The 15,205-nt window shown below is 55.8% G+C and carries 18 protein-coding genes, 3 tRNA genes and 1 other RNA gene; 13 read left to right on the forward strand and 9 right to left on the reverse strand.

What is annotated here, in order from left to right:
- Window positions 1–9: 9 nt before the first annotated feature.
- Both B9H00_RS10995 and B9H00_RS11000 read left to right on the forward strand, forming a co-directional pair.
- Window positions 10–303, forward strand: coding sequence for an MGMT family protein (locus tag B9H00_RS10995; RefSeq protein WP_086900701.1), 294 nt, complete (start codon window positions 10–12; stop codon window positions 301–303).
- A 111-nt stretch (window positions 304–414) separates the two neighbouring features.
- Window positions 415–1,017 carry a YjaG family protein gene (locus B9H00_RS11000; RefSeq protein WP_236944257.1) on the forward strand — a complete coding sequence of 201 codons (603 nt, stop codon included), beginning with the start codon at window positions 415–417 and terminating at the stop codon, window positions 1,015–1,017.
- A 59-nt stretch (window positions 1,018–1,076) separates the two neighbouring features.
- Here B9H00_RS11000 and hisF read toward each other — a convergent pair whose 3' ends face one another.
- The 4 genes from hisF to hisB are packed head-to-tail and all read right to left on the reverse strand — an operon-like array spanning window position 1,077 to window position 3,956.
- On the reverse strand, window positions 1,077–1,850 hold the full coding sequence (hisF, locus tag B9H00_RS11005; protein ID WP_086900702.1) for an imidazole glycerol phosphate synthase subunit HisF: 774 nt from the start codon (window positions 1,848–1,850) through the stop codon (window positions 1,077–1,079).
- Window positions 1,851–1,866: 16 nt separating this feature from the next.
- Window positions 1,867–2,613 carry a 1-(5-phosphoribosyl)-5-[(5-phosphoribosylamino)methylideneamino]imidazole-4-carboxamide isomerase gene (gene hisA / locus B9H00_RS11010; RefSeq protein ID WP_086900703.1) on the reverse strand — a complete coding sequence of 249 codons (747 nt, stop codon included), beginning with the start codon at window positions 2,611–2,613 and terminating at the stop codon, window positions 1,867–1,869.
- 47 nt (window positions 2,614–2,660) lie between these two features.
- On the reverse strand, window positions 2,661–3,305 hold the full coding sequence (hisH, locus tag B9H00_RS11015; RefSeq protein ID WP_086900704.1) for an imidazole glycerol phosphate synthase subunit HisH: 645 nt from the start codon (window positions 3,303–3,305) through the stop codon (window positions 2,661–2,663).
- Window positions 3,306–3,356: 51 nt separating this feature from the next.
- A complete protein-coding gene (gene hisB / locus B9H00_RS11020; RefSeq protein ID WP_086901837.1) occupies window positions 3,357–3,956 on the reverse strand; it encodes an imidazoleglycerol-phosphate dehydratase HisB in 600 nt (199 codons plus the stop codon).
- Window positions 3,957–4,218: 262 nt separating this feature from the next.
- Between hisB and B9H00_RS11025 the strand changes: the two genes are divergently transcribed.
- From B9H00_RS11025 to B9H00_RS11055, 7 genes are all read left to right on the forward strand, one after another.
- The gene (locus B9H00_RS11025; protein WP_157663216.1) at window positions 4,219–6,552 is read left to right on the forward strand and encodes an AsmA family protein; all 2,334 of its coding nucleotides are present in this window, start codon (window positions 4,219–4,221) and stop codon (window positions 6,550–6,552) included.
- Between the two features lie 93 nt (window positions 6,553–6,645).
- Window positions 6,646–7,734 (forward strand): A/G-specific adenine glycosylase, encoded by a 1,089-nt coding sequence (mutY, locus tag B9H00_RS11030; RefSeq protein ID WP_236944258.1) that lies wholly within the window; start codon window positions 6,646–6,648, stop codon window positions 7,732–7,734.
- 25 nt (window positions 7,735–7,759) lie between these two features.
- Window positions 7,760–8,032 carry an oxidative damage protection protein gene (locus B9H00_RS11035; protein ID WP_086900707.1) on the forward strand — a complete coding sequence of 91 codons (273 nt, stop codon included), beginning with the start codon at window positions 7,760–7,762 and terminating at the stop codon, window positions 8,030–8,032.
- A gap of 73 nt (window positions 8,033–8,105) precedes the next feature.
- Window positions 8,106–8,181 (forward strand) — tRNA-Phe (locus B9H00_RS11040).
- 5 nt (window positions 8,182–8,186) lie between these two features.
- Window positions 8,187–8,261: transfer RNA gene (locus tag B9H00_RS11045), tRNA-Gln, on the forward strand.
- 27 nt (window positions 8,262–8,288) lie between these two features.
- Window positions 8,289–8,364, forward strand: a tRNA-Thr gene (locus tag B9H00_RS11050).
- Window positions 8,365–8,789: 425 nt separating this feature from the next.
- Entirely contained in the window at window positions 8,790–8,993 is a 204-nt protein-coding gene (locus B9H00_RS11055; protein WP_086620861.1) for a cold-shock protein, read from the forward strand.
- Between the two features lie 107 nt (window positions 8,994–9,100).
- Here B9H00_RS11055 and B9H00_RS11060 read toward each other — a convergent pair whose 3' ends face one another.
- Complete coding sequence (locus tag B9H00_RS11060) at window positions 9,101–9,694, reverse strand: Yip1 family protein (RefSeq protein ID WP_086900708.1); 594 nt, start codon at window positions 9,692–9,694, stop codon at window positions 9,101–9,103.
- A 270-nt stretch (window positions 9,695–9,964) separates the two neighbouring features.
- Between B9H00_RS11060 and B9H00_RS11065 the strand changes: the two genes are divergently transcribed.
- A complete protein-coding gene (locus tag B9H00_RS11065; RefSeq protein WP_086900709.1) occupies window positions 9,965–10,657 on the forward strand; it encodes a hypothetical protein in 693 nt (230 codons plus the stop codon).
- 57 nt (window positions 10,658–10,714) lie between these two features.
- Here B9H00_RS11065 and B9H00_RS11070 read toward each other — a convergent pair whose 3' ends face one another.
- The 3 genes from B9H00_RS11070 to smpB all read right to left on the reverse strand — a co-directional run bounded on the left by B9H00_RS11070 (window position 10,715) and on the right by smpB (window position 13,265).
- Window positions 10,715–11,686 carry an ATP-grasp fold amidoligase family protein gene (locus B9H00_RS11070; RefSeq protein ID WP_086900710.1) on the reverse strand — a complete coding sequence of 324 codons (972 nt, stop codon included), beginning with the start codon at window positions 11,684–11,686 and terminating at the stop codon, window positions 10,715–10,717.
- Between the two features lie 640 nt (window positions 11,687–12,326).
- Window positions 12,327–12,708, reverse strand: a transfer-messenger RNA (tmRNA) gene (gene ssrA, locus B9H00_RS11075).
- An 80-nt stretch (window positions 12,709–12,788) separates the two neighbouring features.
- A complete protein-coding gene (smpB, locus tag B9H00_RS11080; protein WP_086620858.1) occupies window positions 12,789–13,265 on the reverse strand; it encodes an SsrA-binding protein SmpB in 477 nt (158 codons plus the stop codon).
- Between the two features lie 153 nt (window positions 13,266–13,418).
- Here smpB and B9H00_RS11085 point away from each other — a divergent pair, with 153 nt between their 5' ends.
- Together B9H00_RS11085 and B9H00_RS11090 are read left to right on the forward strand one after the other, a co-directional pair.
- Complete coding sequence (locus tag B9H00_RS11085; protein WP_086900711.1) at window positions 13,419–13,853, forward strand: type II toxin-antitoxin system RatA family toxin; 435 nt, start codon at window positions 13,419–13,421, stop codon at window positions 13,851–13,853.
- Window positions 13,853–14,161 carry an RnfH family protein gene (locus tag B9H00_RS11090; protein ID WP_086900712.1) on the forward strand — a complete coding sequence of 103 codons (309 nt, stop codon included), beginning with the start codon at window positions 13,853–13,855 and terminating at the stop codon, window positions 14,159–14,161. The genes B9H00_RS11085 and B9H00_RS11090 overlap by 1 nt, the downstream gene beginning before the upstream one ends.
- A gap of 44 nt (window positions 14,162–14,205) precedes the next feature.
- Here the strand turns inward: B9H00_RS11090 and B9H00_RS11095 are convergent, their stop codons facing one another.
- Entirely contained in the window at window positions 14,206–14,640 is a 435-nt protein-coding gene (locus B9H00_RS11095) for an outer membrane protein assembly factor BamE (protein ID WP_086900713.1), read from the reverse strand.
- Window positions 14,641–14,713: 73 nt separating this feature from the next.
- Between B9H00_RS11095 and fur the strand changes: the two genes are divergently transcribed.
- A complete protein-coding gene (fur, locus tag B9H00_RS11100; RefSeq protein WP_086620854.1) occupies window positions 14,714–15,166 on the forward strand; it encodes a ferric iron uptake transcriptional regulator in 453 nt (150 codons plus the stop codon).
- The last annotated feature ends 39 nt before the right edge of the window (window positions 15,167–15,205 follow it).

Raw genomic sequence — 15,205 nt, forward strand, 5'->3', positions numbered from 1 at the left:
GAAAATCCCATGCGTGACGAGGTACGTGAGCAGGCCACGACCATTATTGCCCGTATTCCCGAAGGGCGGGTGACCACCTATGGCGCAATCGCCAAAATGACGGAAGGTGCCACAGCGCGTTCGATCGGCGCGTTGCTGCGCCTGCTGCCCGAGGGGCATACGCTGCCCTGGCATCGAGTCGTTGCTGCCGGCGGTCGCCTTGCCGATCATGACGGGGCCCGCCGGCAGCGCGAGCTGTTGAACGCCGAGGGCGTGGTATTTGACGCGCGCGGGCGGATTCCGGCGCATTTTTTCTGGCCCTGACGGGCGATCAAACGCATTTTATCGAGCATGCCCGCATTGGCAGGCCATCCCTGAAATCGGGCAGGTTATGACATCATCAGCAGAATTGATTTCGAGCAGGGAGCACAAGCGATGCCCACCATGATCGCGCAGGGTTTTGAAAAGCGTTTGCGGGCGCTGTCACCACGTCAGTCGCTGGCCTTCATGGCCGCATTGAGTGAACGACTGATGCCGAACTATCGCCTCTATGCCGAGATCGGCGACGCGGGAGATGCTCACGGCGTGGCCAGCCTGCTGGCGCTGATCTGGGAGAGTCTGGGGATTCGCGATGCCCGCATCGATTTCGAGCGCCAGGGTGAAAAGCTCGTGGCCTGTGAACCGCCGGAAGATGATGACAGCTTCGGGGCGCGTATTGCCCGTGACATGACCCTGGCCCTGTCGGCCTGCGTGGATGTGTTATCAGGCCCGGCAGGTGAGGCAAGTGTGGACGTCAGTCGCCTCTCCATTGGTGGCGTCGAGCGCTTTATCGAGATGAATGCCGGTGACGCCATCCATGACGATACCGAGCGTGAGGCTCTGATCGAGGAAAACGAGCTGATGAGCGACGAGCGGGCCTTCCAGCTGGCAGTACTGGAGAGCGTCGAGACGCAGACACTGGATCGTGAAGGATTGCGTGCGCTGCGAATGCTGGGGAAAAACGAGGGCGTCAGTAATCTGGGCCTGACGGCTGAATAGACAAGAAGCGGAGCCTGCGGGCACACGGCGTCGAGGTCGACGCCGTGTAGAGGGCAGCACTAAAGGCGCATCTCGATGCCATGATCGGCCATGTACTGCTTGGCCTGCTCGATGGTGTATTCGCCAAAGTGAAAGATGCTGGCGGCCAGCACCGCATCAGCACCGCCTTCCTTCACACCCGCCACCAGATGATCAAGATTGCCTACCCCGCCCGAGGCGATGACCGGCACCGAGACGGCATCGCTGATGGCGCGTGTCACCCCCAGATCAAAGCCCTCCCGGGTCCCGTCACGATCCATGCTGGTCACCAGTAACTCCCCGGCGCCGTATTCCACCATCTTGCGGGACCAGTCCACGGCATCCAGCCCGGTCGCCTTTCGCCCGCCATGGGTAAAGATTTCCCAGCGCGGTGGCTCGCCGTCCTCACTGACCCGCTTGGCATCGATGGCCACGACGATGCACTGGCTGCCAAAGCGCTCGGCAGCTTCATAGACAAAGTCCGGGTCCGTGACGGCTGCCGTGTTGATCGACACCTTGTCGGCACCGGCATTGAGCAGGGCACGAATATTGTCGCAGCTGCGAATGCCACCGCCGACGGTCAGCGGGATGAAGACCTCACCGGCAATCCTGCTGACCATGTCCAGTGTGGTGCCACGCGCCTCATGGCTGGCGGTAATGTCGAGAAAGGTGATCTCGTCGGCATTTTGTTCGTTGTAGCGCCGTGCCACCTCGACCGGGTCGCCGGCATCCCGGATGCCCAGAAAATTGACGCCCTTGACCACACGGCCACGATCCACGTCCAGACAGGGGATAATGCGTTTTGCCAGTGTCATGTGCTTCTCCGAACCATCAGCCGCGCTGGGCTTCAATGGTGTCACACAGAGTCTGGGCCTCGGCAAGATCAAGCTTGCCTTCGTAGATGGCCCGGCCGGTAATGGCACCGACAATGCCCGATGCGGACACGTCTGCCAGCTTCTGCACGTCTTCCATGTTGGTCACGCCACCGGAAGCGATCACCGGTACACCGCCATGGCTGGCCATTTCGACGGTCGCTTCAACGTTGACGCCGTTCATCATGCCATCACGTGAAATGTCGGTATAAATGATGGCGCTGACGCCATCTTCCGCGAAATGGCGGGCCAGATCCACGGCGCGCATGGTGGACACTTCTGCCCAGCCGTCGGTGGCGACATAGCCGTCACGGGCATCGAGGCCGACCATGATGTGGCCAGGGAATTCGCGACACATTTCCCGAACAAAGTCCGGGTCGCGCACGGCCTGGGTACCAATAATGACCCAGCTGACGCCGGCATCGAGATAGCTCTGAATCACCTCGCGGGTGCGGATACCGCCACCGATCTGGATGGGCAGGTCCGGAAAGCGGGCGGCAATGGCCCTGACCGCTTCGGCGTTGACGGGGCGCCCCTCGAAGGCGCCGTTGAGGTCCACCAGGTGCAGGCGTCGCGCGCCGGCATCCACCCAGCGCTGGGCCATGGCCACCGGGTCTTCACCGTAGGTGGTCGAGTCTTCCATACGGCCCTGCTTGAGGCGAACACACTGACCGTCTTTCAGGTCGATGGCGGGGATGACCAGCATGGGAATTCCTTTATCCTTGTCGTGAAGGGGCCTGGGCGCAGAGGCTGTCAGGGCGACCAGGCCACAAAGTTTGCCAGCAGTCTGAGGCCGGCATCGGCACTTTTTTCCGGGTGAAACTGTACGGCAAAGACAGCATCACGACCGGTGGCCACATGGGCGCGGCTACCGGCGTAATCGATGTAGCCCATCGCATGGGCATCGTCATCGGCCTGTACGAAATAGCTGTGCACGAAATAGAACCGCTCACCGGTCAGAATGCCTTCCCACAGAGGGTGCATATGATGCTGATGAACACGGTTCCATCCCATATGGGGGACCTTGAGCCGCTGACCCTGTTCGTCCAGAGCCGTGTCGTCAAAGCGTGTCACCCGGCCGGGCATATAGCCCAGACAGCGTACACCGCCGTTTTCCTCGCTTTTTTCCATCAGCATCTGCTGACCGACACAGATGCCCAGCAACGGCTTGCTGGCATCTCTCAGGAGTTCCTTGACCAGACCCGTCAGCTCGGTTCGTTCAAGTTCCCCCATGCAGTCACGGATGGCGCCCTGACCGGGCAGTACCACGCGCGAGGCGCCCTTGATGGCGCGGGCATCCCGCGTGATGGTCACACGCTCATCGGGGCTGACGTGCTCGATGGCCTTGGCCACCGAGTGCAGGTTGCCCATGCCGTAGTCGATGATGGCAATCGTCATGCTGGACACACTCCTTGCCGACCGGGTACACGCCGGTCGGATGGTGTTGAATTACAGGCTGCCCTTGGTCGAGGCAATTCGCCCGGCCATGCGTTCATCCGGGGAAACCGCCATGCGCAGGGCGCGACCGAAGGCCTTGAAGATGGTCTCGACCTGATGATGGGCATTGTCGCCCTTCAGGTTATCGATATGGACGGTGGCACGCGCGTGGCTGGCGAATCCCTGAAAGAATTCGGAGACCAGCTGGGTCTCGAAGGCGCCAATGGTCGCGCGCGTGAACTCGGCATTCATGAAAAGCCCCGGGCGGCCGGAAAAATCGATCACCACCCGTGACAGCGCCTCGTCCAGTGGGACATAGGCATGACCGTAGCGATGGATGCCTCGCTTGTCACCCAGTGCCTCGGCAAAGGCCTGGCCCAGGGTGATGCCGGTATCCTCGACCGTATGGTGATCATCGATATGGCGATCGCCATCGGCATCGATGGTGAGGTCGATCATGCCATGGCGGGCGATCTGATCGAGCATGTGCTCGAAAAAGGGGACGCCGGTATCGGCCTTGAGTTCGCCCTGACCATCAAGGTCAAGCGAAACGCTGATACGTGTTTCGCTGGTGTGGCGTGAGATGCTGGCGCGTCGCGGCGACTGGGTCATGAAGGCTCCCTGCAGAAAGAAGATCATCGCCTCAAGGGCGTCATGGATCATAACGATATCAAAAGCGGCTCACGCCCGCGCGGCTCGATGCGCCAGAATGCTGTGGTCAGGCATTCGGGCCATGACATCGGCGCGCCATTATAGAGAAGGGCGGTGACCATCCGCTACACTAACGCCCGCCACCGACAGGTCGGCCTCTGGCATGATGTCGGGGTCTGTTGATGCGATTATCGGGCGGGAAATATCCTGGGGAGAGTATTCAATGAAAGCGTTGTTCAGGATAGTGCTGGCGGCGATCGGGGTTCTGGGGCTGCTGGCCGTGGCGGTGGTGATCTATGCGACGACCTTTCTTGATCCCAATGATCTCAAGCCGCGTCTGGCAGATGCTGTGCGCGAGCGTACGGGGCTTGAGCTGTCACTGAACGGTCCGCTCTCCTGGACCTTCTATCCACGCATCGGTGTCACTGTTGAAGATGCTTCGGCCCGTCTTCCCGATCAGAGTAATGATGAGGCGCCCTTTGCAGCATTTCGACAGGCTGAGGCGCGGCTACGCTTCGCCCCGCTGTTGAGTGGCAATATTGAAGTTGATGGTTTCACGCTGGATGGCCTTCGTCTCAATCTGGAGCGCGATGCGCAGGGGCATGGCAACTGGGAAACACTGGTCGAGACCGTCGCGCGACAGGGCAACGATCAGCCGGCTTCTCCCTCACGACGGCCACAGAGTGTCGCATCGGCCGGCGATCGGCCTCTGGCCATGGACATCGCCAGCGTGCAGGTCAGCGATGGTCAGGTACATTTCGAAGATCATCAGAATGACCGGAACATGACGCTGTCTTCACTGGCCCTTCAGGCATCCAATGTGACTTCCGGCGGCGCCTTTCCGCTGGAGCTTTCATTCGCTGTCAAGGGCAGCCAGCCTGAAATGAACGGCACGATCAGCCTGAAAAGCCAGGCCAGCCTCGATCTGAACAGCGCAGTCTACAGTCTCGACAATCTTGCGCTGAAAGGGGCAATGCATTTGTCCGCTCTGGACGACACTCATGAGCAGAGTTTTGGTTTGAAGGCCGCAAGGTTGGCCGCGGATTTTGATCAGCAGCGCTACAGCGTTGACAGCGCAGTTCTTGATGGCACCTTTTATTTACCGTCGCTGGGCGAGCATGCCTTGCCGCTCGGGGTTGAGGCCAGTGGTGAAGTATCGCTGGCGGAGGATCAGGCCAGCCTGACCTCGTTTGCACTCACAAGCGGCCAGCTGCTGCGGCTGACCGGCAGCGGCAAGGCCAGTCAGTTGAGTAATGATTTGCACTGGCAGGGGCAGATCGACATGGCGCCTGCCGATCTTCGCAGCTGGCTGGAACGGCTGGGAAAACTGCCGGCTACCGCAGATGCGCAGGCCCTGCAGCGGGTGGGACTGTCGTCCCGGGTTGAAGGCGACCAGCGCTTGGCAAAATTCACGGATCTAGCGGTCGATATTGATGATACCGCTCTCAAGGGAAGCGTCTCGGTGGGGCTGGGGTCGCCGCTTCTTCACGCCAGCCTTGAGGGAGACTCGCTGGATCTCGATCGCTATTTGCCGCCGAGTGCGGCCAGTGCGGCATCGTCCGACCAGGCACCGCAGCCCCGAGCTGATGGCGCACCGCCGGCCGCTAACGCCGGGGCTTCCCTCAATGAAAGTACTCTGGCACTGGCCCGCTCGCTGGACCTTGATCTGAATCTGACTCTCGAGACGCTCAAGGCACGAAAATTCCAGCTCGAGAACGTCGTTCTGAAGGCGCAGGGGCGTGAAGGGCATTATCGTCTCTCAAGATTGAATGCCGATCTCTATGATGGGGCGCTCAAGGCCAACGGCGCCATGAATGTTGCGGCTTCATCGGCATCGCTTTCGTTTGAGCCGCAGCTGACCGGTGTGGCGCTGCAGCCCCTGCTAAAGGATGCGCTGGGGCGTGACGATCTTTTTCGCGGTACGCTCAATGCCCGCGCTGCGCTGTCATCCACCCTTGAGGGTAATGACACATGGCTTGACCATCTTGATGGCAAGGCGTCGTTTACCATCTCTGATGGGGCCATGATGGGCATCAACTTGCCCGGGCAGCTGTGCACGACGGCTGCCATGCTTCAGGGCAATAACACCTCACATGAATGGGGAAGCGACACCGAGTTTGATCGGTTTGCCGCCAGTGTCGACATTGTGGACGGTGTCATTCAAAACGACGATTTGAACGTGGCGCTGCCCGGTGTGGATATTACCGGTAACGGCCAGGTCGATCTGAAAGCACAGGATTTGGATATGGCACTGGCCGCTCGGTTGGTCAACACCGCTGATACCCAAGGGTGCCCGGTCAGTTCGACCTTGAGCCATATACCGCTGCCACTACATTGCTCGGGAAGCCTGAGCGATGCCCCGGCACAGTGGTGTCGCTTCGATGCCGACGCCTTTAGTGCCATCCTGCAAAAGACTGCGACCAATGAAGGCAAGGAAAAGCTGCGTGAGCATGTAGACCGCCAGCTGGAAGGCAAGCTGGGGCAGCGGATCGAGGAGAAGCTGGGTGAAGCGTCCGGCAGCAACCTGAAAGATGCCATCAAGGGGCTTTTTCAGTAACCCCGTTTTCAGTCACCACGTCGTATGGCCGGCGCCCTGCTCAAGCAGAGCGTCGGCACCTTTCGAGTTTCCTATCCAGGCGAGAGCCAATCCGTGAGTACTTTTATCAAGGCCCCGCAGCCGCTGGATGCCGAATATTTTCGCACCCGGCTACTGGGCTGGTTTGATCAGTATGGCCGCACCCATCTGCCCTGGCAGCAGGACAGAAGCCCTTACCGTGTCTGGGTATCAGAAATCATGTTGCAACAGACCCAGGTGACGACCGTCATCAGTTATTTTGAGCGTTTTATGCAGCGCTTTCCGGATGTCGAGACGCTGGCAGCGGCCGAGCAGGACGAGGTGCTGCACCTCTGGACCGGGCTTGGATATTACGCCCGTGCCCGCAACCTGCATCGTGCCGCTCAATGCGTTGTCAGCGAGCATGACGGGGTATTTCCGGTCGAGAGCGTGACGGCGCTGAGCGCGCTGCCAGGCATTGGCCGTTCAACGGCCGGTGCCATCATTGCTCAGGCCACCGGCCAGCGGGCGCCCATTCTGGATGGCAACGTTAAACGCGTGTTGACGCGTCTGCATGGTGTCGAGGGATGGCCAGGCAAGCCCGAGGTGGAGAAAAGGCTCTGGCAGCTGGCCGAGCACTATACCCCCCAGTGGCGCTGTGCCGACTTCACTCAGGCCATGATGGACATGGGCGCCACGCTCTGTACGCGTCGGCGTCCCAGCTGTCTTCTGTGTCCCTTTGAAGCTGACTGCGTGGCACATGCACGAGGGGAAGAGCATCGCTTCCCGGCGTCAAAGCCGAAAAAGGAAAAACCCGTTCGTCAAACACTGATGCTCATGCTGCGTGATGGCAATGGGCATGTGCTGCTCGAGCAGCGGCCTTCAAGCGGCTTGTGGGGTGGGCTATGGGGGATGCCGCAGTTTGACGATCATGAGGCGCTCAGGGCCTGGTTGGCCCGGGAGATGCCCGGTAGCATTGTTGGTGAGCAGTGGCCGTGCTTTACGCATGTCTTCACGCACTTTCGACTTGAGATCACACCGGTTCAGGCGCACCTGTCTCGACGCGGTGGTCATCCCGCCGTGTCTGGGCGGCGATGGTATGATCCGGACCAACCTGACAGCATAGGATTGGCAGCACCGGTCAAGGCGCTGCTGGAATCCCTGTCATCCTCTTCGCTTCTTTGAAAGCGTCCTGACAAAAGGTATTGCAATGACTCGTACGGTATTTTGCCGCAAGTATCAGCAGGACATGGAAGGGCTGCAGATGCCACCTCTGCCCGGTGCCAGAGGGCAGGACATTCATGACAATGTTTCGAAAAAGGCTTGGGAGGAATGGCAGGCACTACAGACGCGGTTGATCAATGAAAAGCGTCTTAACATGCTTGATCCTGAAACGCGTGACTACCTGATGACGCAGATGACACGATTTTTTAATAACGAAGAGACCGACAGTGCTGAGGGCTATGTTCCCCCGTCTCAATAGTTTTTTGAAATAATCTCAAAACAGGTATTGACCTGAGAAGAGGTTTTCGATTTAATACGCAGCCGTTGGCAACGGCCAGATAGCTCAGTCGGTAGAGCAGGGGATTGAAAATCCCCGTGTCGGCGGTTCGATTCCGTCTCTGGCCACCATCTGCTGGGGTATAGCCAAGTGGTAAGGCACCGGTTTTTGGTATCGGCATTCCCAGGTTCGAGTCCTGGTACCCCAGCCACTTTATTCCGCATTACTTGCTGAATAAGCCGGCTTAGCTCAGTTGGTAGAGCAACTGACTTGTAATCAGTAGGTCGAGGGTTCGACTCCTTCAGCCGGCACCATTTCGAGTTGCATTAAACAAATGCAATATCGATAAAAGAAACCGCCATCATGGCGGTTTTTTTGTAACTAGGCAGGCCAGACCTGGATCAATCTGAAGTGCATGACCGAGTCGTCGATTTATGGCTCAAGTCGATATTTCAGTATCAGAAGTGCCAGTTGTAACGGCAGGCGCTTTGATGCCTACCTTTTCTGTTGACTTTGCTTCTTATCTGAGTTAAATGTCTTACTTGTAGTGTGCGTATCGCATACCCCTACCAAAGGGTTACTTGACCCGGTAGAGTGATAGGTGCACTATGGTTCGGGTGGTTAACAAGGCAGTATATCGTCAGTTGTAATCGATCCTGTCGAGAGCATATGAATGGCTATCTTGTTTGTGCCCGCGGTGGGCTAACCATCATTAATTTATTGCACAGGTATCAAAAGCATGGCAACTGGCACTGTTAAGTGGTTCAACGACAGCAAAGGCTTCGGTTTCATTTCTCCTGACGATGGTGGCGACGATCTGTTCGCACACTTCTCCGAAATTCAGGCAGAAGGTTTCAAATCGCTGCAGGAAGGCCAAAAAGTCTCCTTCAACGTCACTCAGGGTAAAAAAGGTCTGCAGGCTTCTGCAATCCGCCCCGAGTAAGTCGGTAGATTAAATTCTGCTGTAAAGGGAGCTGCCAATGGCAGCTCCCTTTTTATTTATCTCCACTACATATTTTTCAGTTTCATTCCAGGTTTACGCTTCTGAGTTTAATAAACCAGATGTGCCCCATATCCCCACAGCAGCACGGCAATGGCAAGAAGTACCTCAAGCACCAGTACGCCAATGCCCAGCGTTGAGCTGGAAACGATGAAGCCTTCCTTGCGATCTATACCCAGAAAGCCCGGGATGCCCAGATAAAGCAGATATCCCGTATAGCAAAGCCCTGCCACACCCGCGACGACACAAAGCCATACCATTGGATACAGGGCAACCAGGCCTGCCAGAAACATTGGGGTGGCCACATATCCGGCAAAAACGATGCAGCGGTTCAGGTCGGGATGCACGGTATATCGCTGGGCCATGCGATGAATGACGAAGCCCATCAGGGCGATGGCACCCAGGATGGCCAGGTAGAACAGGATTGCCAATTGCAGGGCGCTTGTGGTCGAAAGCGTTACGACCGCCGAGCGTCCGAAGTCCCAGCCAACGGTTGTGGTGCCAATGAACGCGCTTACTACAGGGATGGCAGCCAATAACAGCACATGGCTGGCATACATGTGTGTCGCGGTCTCGTGTTCATCTTCAATATGTTTCCATTCTCGATGAGGGTGAGCCATCAGGCCCCAGACATGATGAATCATGATGCACTCCCTGGACCGCTTGGGGTCCACAACAGCGTTGATGTCACTGACGAACGAGCCATGCTTCATGTAGTGGTCGCCAGAATGCGCCCACCTGTCTGGTACTATAGTTGGCATCATCTCCTTGTATGCCTGCTTAAGACGTCTATTGGTCGATAGAGATGCGTATCCGGGCGGGGAATTGCTTTTTAAGCCATGCTTGTCCGGTAGCTGGCCTGTATCACTGAATGGCCGAAGCGTTATCCGGGGTATTATTTTCAGGGGACAGTAGTGATTTATTTTTTAAGTAATTTATGGGACTGGATACAGGAAAATGCCACGGTCTTCAGTGGGCTGACCAGTGTCGGCATGCTCCTGATCTGGGGTGTTTATCTGCAGCTGCTTTTGCATAATTTCAGGATGCAGCGTCGCCCACAGATCATTATCAATCATGGCTACGGGCGTGGGATCGATTCGCGATGCATCGTCAGCAACATGAGTCAGTCTGCAGTGTTCGTCGATAGCATCATCGTCAAGCTTGAAACCAGCGATGGGCAGTATGTGACTGACGTTACGGATACTGTTGATGAGCAGGGCGAAGATGGCAACGAGGCTGATATGAGGGAGTTGCGTCAGGTGACACGACAGGGGCCGTTGGGGTCCGGAGAGTACATGAATGCCGGAACCTTTCGAACTCTATTGCAAAAGGTCGCCAGCGAGCATGACATCAGCATTGATAAAAGCTGTCGTCCAACAGGAGAAGAAGGTTTTAGCAGCGTTGAAATTCGTCTGATCATGATTTTCGGCGCCGAAACGAGTCCGATAGGAGCCAGTCGACGATTCAACATGAAATATGATGACGACAAAAAATTGAGTCTCATTCCCGAGACGATCGGGACACAGCAGTTGGGCAAACGTCGTCAACGACTGAAAGTACGCCGATGGCAGCGTGATCTGCGAATGCCGCTGAATCCCGATGCTTAGCAGCGAGCATGCATGCTGACATGGCAACCCGGCGGTTGCCATGTCGTGCAGGACCGTTTAAATGTCGAACAGAGCGCCCCACTGATGATCGGTCTCTCGATCCTTGAATTTGGTTAGGCCTGCCGTCGGGGTAAAGGTCATTTCGCCAAAATAGATGGCATCACCCACCAGATAGAAATCAACCCGAACGTAAGAGAAACCGTTGGCGAGCTTGAGTGCCAGATCAAGGGCCTCGTCAAGCTGCTGTGGTCGTGGCATCGCCTGCCCGGTGCTGACCTCGGGACGACGAATTTCTACCAGCTCCCAGTCCTGATTGTAAAAATCGACCTTGTAGTTGGTGAAGCGGTCATGAGTAACTTCGATGAAAACAACCGGATCTTCACCTTCACGCTGGAAGCAGTGAAATTTGAAATCCTTCGGAATGTTACCAAGGTCATCCAGAAGCAGTTTTTCAAAGATCAGGCGTGGTTTGATCTGACGATAATGGGCTTCCCGACAAACATCGTAGAAATCCTGTCCCAGCCAGTGCTGTCCCAGATTATACACCTGGGGAAACGGGTGGTCGGCCTTGTCACGTACAAGCAGGTTATACCCGAAGCCATGATTGGCCTTCATGACAAAACTTTCCGGCAGCGCTGCATAGGTGGCCGGCGTCGGCTCGGACTCTATTGCATAGCAGGGCACCAGGTACTGTTCACCAATGGTATGTGCTACATAGTCGCGCGCCGCAATCTTGTCACTCAACACGGAATAGATCGGTTGAGGGTTAATCTTGCGATAGCAAATTTTTTCGTTAAAGGTGCGCGGGTTCTTCAGGTCAGGAAATTCGCCAAATACACGTCGATAACGAAGCGCTGTATGCCACTTGTCAGGAAGGACATTCATGATGCTGCGACGCGCCAGGCGCAGGAACTCATCGATGCGGTCCCTTTTCTCCACATCGACAACCCTGCTGTCCTGCTTCTTCATTTGAGGCTCCGATTCAGCCGTCAGCGAGTCGGCAAACAGGTTTTTTACGGCCCTGGGCATATGCCCTCCTTCAGTCTTGGATACCCTGCGATACAGCTGTCCATTAAATCGGAATGCTCTATCGGGCGATGCCCGGTACTGGCCATGAATAACCCTGCCGGTTAACGAAATAATATATCTTTATATCTCGCTGAACCGTGTATGAAGGTAGTCGTAAATTTTCTTCAGTTTGACCTGAGAAATGTTACGGCACCATCCATGGGAAACATCATTCCGATAGTCATTAGCTGCGATAGCGTTATATTGGCAGCGTGTTCACCACCGGTATGTGCCGAAGTGGTGCTGCAAGTCACTTTGTGTATCTTTTGTTACTTTCTGCATAATTACCGCTGCAAGCCGAGCAGTTAAAAGGCTTGTTAGCGGGGCAGGATATTAAATCGTGCTGCTTGTCCTGACAGGTAGGCTGGAACGTGCATAATGACAATTATTATAGACTTTCAACTTGATACAAGTATCTATACAAGCTAGCAAACTATTTTTTGTGGTATGACAGTTACAAATCCTGATCTTTTTATCGAGTATCAAAAACGCTTTTCCATCTCGGTATTTATAAGATTTACATATCTATCTCTATACTTGATTGTCAAAAGCGGATGAAATAAAAAAAGCCGCTGAAAAAATCAGCGGCTTTTTTTATGTTTGGTGGAGGCGGGGGGAGTTGAACCCCCGTCCGCCGGCACTCGTCCATCAGCTCTACATGCTTAGTTTCGTCTTTTGGTTCAACCGCACCGGCTCCGACGAGCAGGATCCGATGCGACGGGCTCTCTAATGTTTAGCGGTTGACGCGAGAACAAAGCCAACCACGATCCTGTCAGCTGTAGCTCATAGCCCCGTTACGATGAACAGGCACATCGCTTCGGGGTAAGAAGGTTACCAGCAGGGTTTAAGCTGCCAGCGCGCCCTCTTGAGCATAGTTTTCGTCGTTTGCGACTATTTTAGAGTAACGTGGTATTTACGAGATACGTTACGCTCTCGGCATGCACCTCAGGATCTGCAACCGGCGTCGAATCCATAACGCCCCCAGATCAGCGTAGAGTGTAGCAACAATTGCAGTAAGCGCCAATTGCTATCCGCGCCATATGACAATGAAGCTTTCGCTCGATCAGCGTTGCTCGCGTACCACGCGTGCCTTCTGGCGCTGCCAGTCCCGCTGTTTCTCCGTTTCGCGCTTGTCATGCTTCTGCTTGCCGACCACCAGTGCCAGCTCACATTTGACGAGATGACCTTTCCAGTAAAGTCTCAGCGGTACGCAGGTATGCCCCTTGTCCTGCGTGCGCGAAAAGATTTTGGCAATTTCCTTTCTATGCAGCAGCAGTTTGCGGGTTCGAGCCGGCTCGGCAATCTCATGCGTGCTGGTGGTATTCAAGGGCGTAAAATGGGCACCCATGAGCCAGGCTTCACCACGACGTACCAGAATGTAGGTATCCGTCAGCTGCGCCTTGCCTGCGCGAAGGCTTTTTACTTCCCAGCCTGATAGCGCAAGCCCTGCTTCGAAGCTCTCTTCAATGTGGTACTCATGGCGCGCCTTGCGGTTCTGGGCAATCAGATTGCCTGAGGGCTGATGTTTCTTCTTGCCCATCGAAATGTCATCTCCTTGACGATAAAAATCATGCGATACATCACATGCGCGTGCTCACCTTAAAATGGGGGGAGGCGTGATATCATTCAAGCATGTGTGAACAAACGTCAACCATGGTACGCGCTGAGCGTGCCTGCGTCATGGGAGAAGGGCATGCCCACCGTTGATCGCTCCGCGATGGTGCGCCATACCGATCAGCAGATGTTTGATCTGGTGAATGATTTTGAACGCTACCCGGAATTTCTGCCCAACTGTCGCAATGCGCGTACGGTCGAAAGGGAAGAAGACCATCTTGTTGGGGAGCTGACCCTGGGCAAGGGAGGGATTGAGCAGACCTTTCGCACCCACAATGCCCTCAAACCCTTTGATCGTATTGACCTGTCTCTAGCCAGCGGCCCTTTTAAACGCTTTGAAGGCTACTGGAAATTCGTGGCGCTTGATGACCGATCCTGCCGGGTAGAACTGCATCTCGAGTTTGAGTTTTCCAGTCGATTGCTGGGTATGGCTTTCGGACGGCTTTTCAATCAGTTGGCCGGTCAGCTGGTAGATGCCTTTATCGAGCGTGCCGACAAGGTGTATGGCCGTTGATGACTCACGAAGTGGACGGCATTACCTGTGAGGTTGTCTGGGCCACACCCGAGGCTCAGTACCTGGAGGTCATCACCGTACCTCCAGAGACTACAGTGCTGGGGGCGCTGGAAGCCTCGGGGCTTTGTGACCGGATCGACGAATTGAAAAACGTGCCTCTGGAGACGTTAAAGCTTGGGATCTTCGGTGAGCATGTTAAATCGCCCGCCAATCAGCTAGTGCAACAGGAAGATCGCATCGAAATCTACCGGCCGCTTCAGGTCGATCCGAAGCAGGCTCGCCGGGCCCGTGCCCGACGAAAGGTCTGAATATCACCCACTTTTATAACGCCTTACGGGGTTGTTATAACGTCTTACAGGGTTGGGTCGACCGAATCAGGGCCTGGAGTGGGCTGACCCAGAGGTGAAATCACTTCTCCTGGACCGGCTGCCGCCGCGGAAGCGGGGGCATCCTCCTGCTGTACCCGAGGGTTGGCATCAATATCGCCGGATGTCTGGATATTGGCCAGTTGATTGCCATTAAAGACGAGCGAAACCTGCTTTTCAGTGATATTGTCGTCTGCATCCTTCAGCCGATAGACATAGTTCCAGAGTGAATCGTCAAAGGCATTGTAGAGCAGAGGACTTCCCATGATCTGCACTACCTGCTGACGGCTCATGCCGGGCTGTAGTTGCGATACCATGCCGGGAGTGATCAGATTGCCCTGAGGCAGGTCGCGCTTATAGACGCAAGCTGCTAAAAGACTGATCAGTAAAGAAAAAACTATAAGCTTGAGCGTATTTTGCATTTGCCTGGGACTTTCCCTATCGTTTGCCTTGATCGATCATACCCGATACATCCAGAGACTGCGAAGAGCTACCATGGCCGATAGAAATCAGGAGTTACGCAAGGCGGGTCTCAAGGTGACCCTGCCCCGCGTAAAAATCCTTCAGATCCTCGAGGCGACTCGGGAAGAGGATCTGCACATGAGCGCTGAAGACGTCTATAAGGCGCTGCTGGATTCCGGTGAAGACGTCGGTCTTGCTACCGTTTATCGCGTCCTGACGCAATTTGAATCCGCAGGTCTGGTAGTACGTCACAACTTTGACGGCGGCCATGCCGTATTCGAGATGTCTCAGGAAGAGCATCATGACCATATGCTGTGTCTCGAAACGGGTGAAGTCGTCGAATTTTTCGATCGCGATATTGAGCGCCGTCAGCGTGAACTTGCCGAAGAGCGCGGCTACGAGCTGGTCGATCACGCTCTGGTGCTTTATGTCCGTCCCAAGGGCTCCAGCGCGACGCGTCAGGATGGCGGTGGCAATCGCCGCTGATCAAAACGACGAACACTTGGGTGATCACAAAAACGCCGC

The organism is Kushneria marisflavi (assembly GCF_002157205.1).
Taxonomy (GTDB): Bacteria; Pseudomonadota; Gammaproteobacteria; order Pseudomonadales; family Halomonadaceae; genus Kushneria; species Kushneria marisflavi.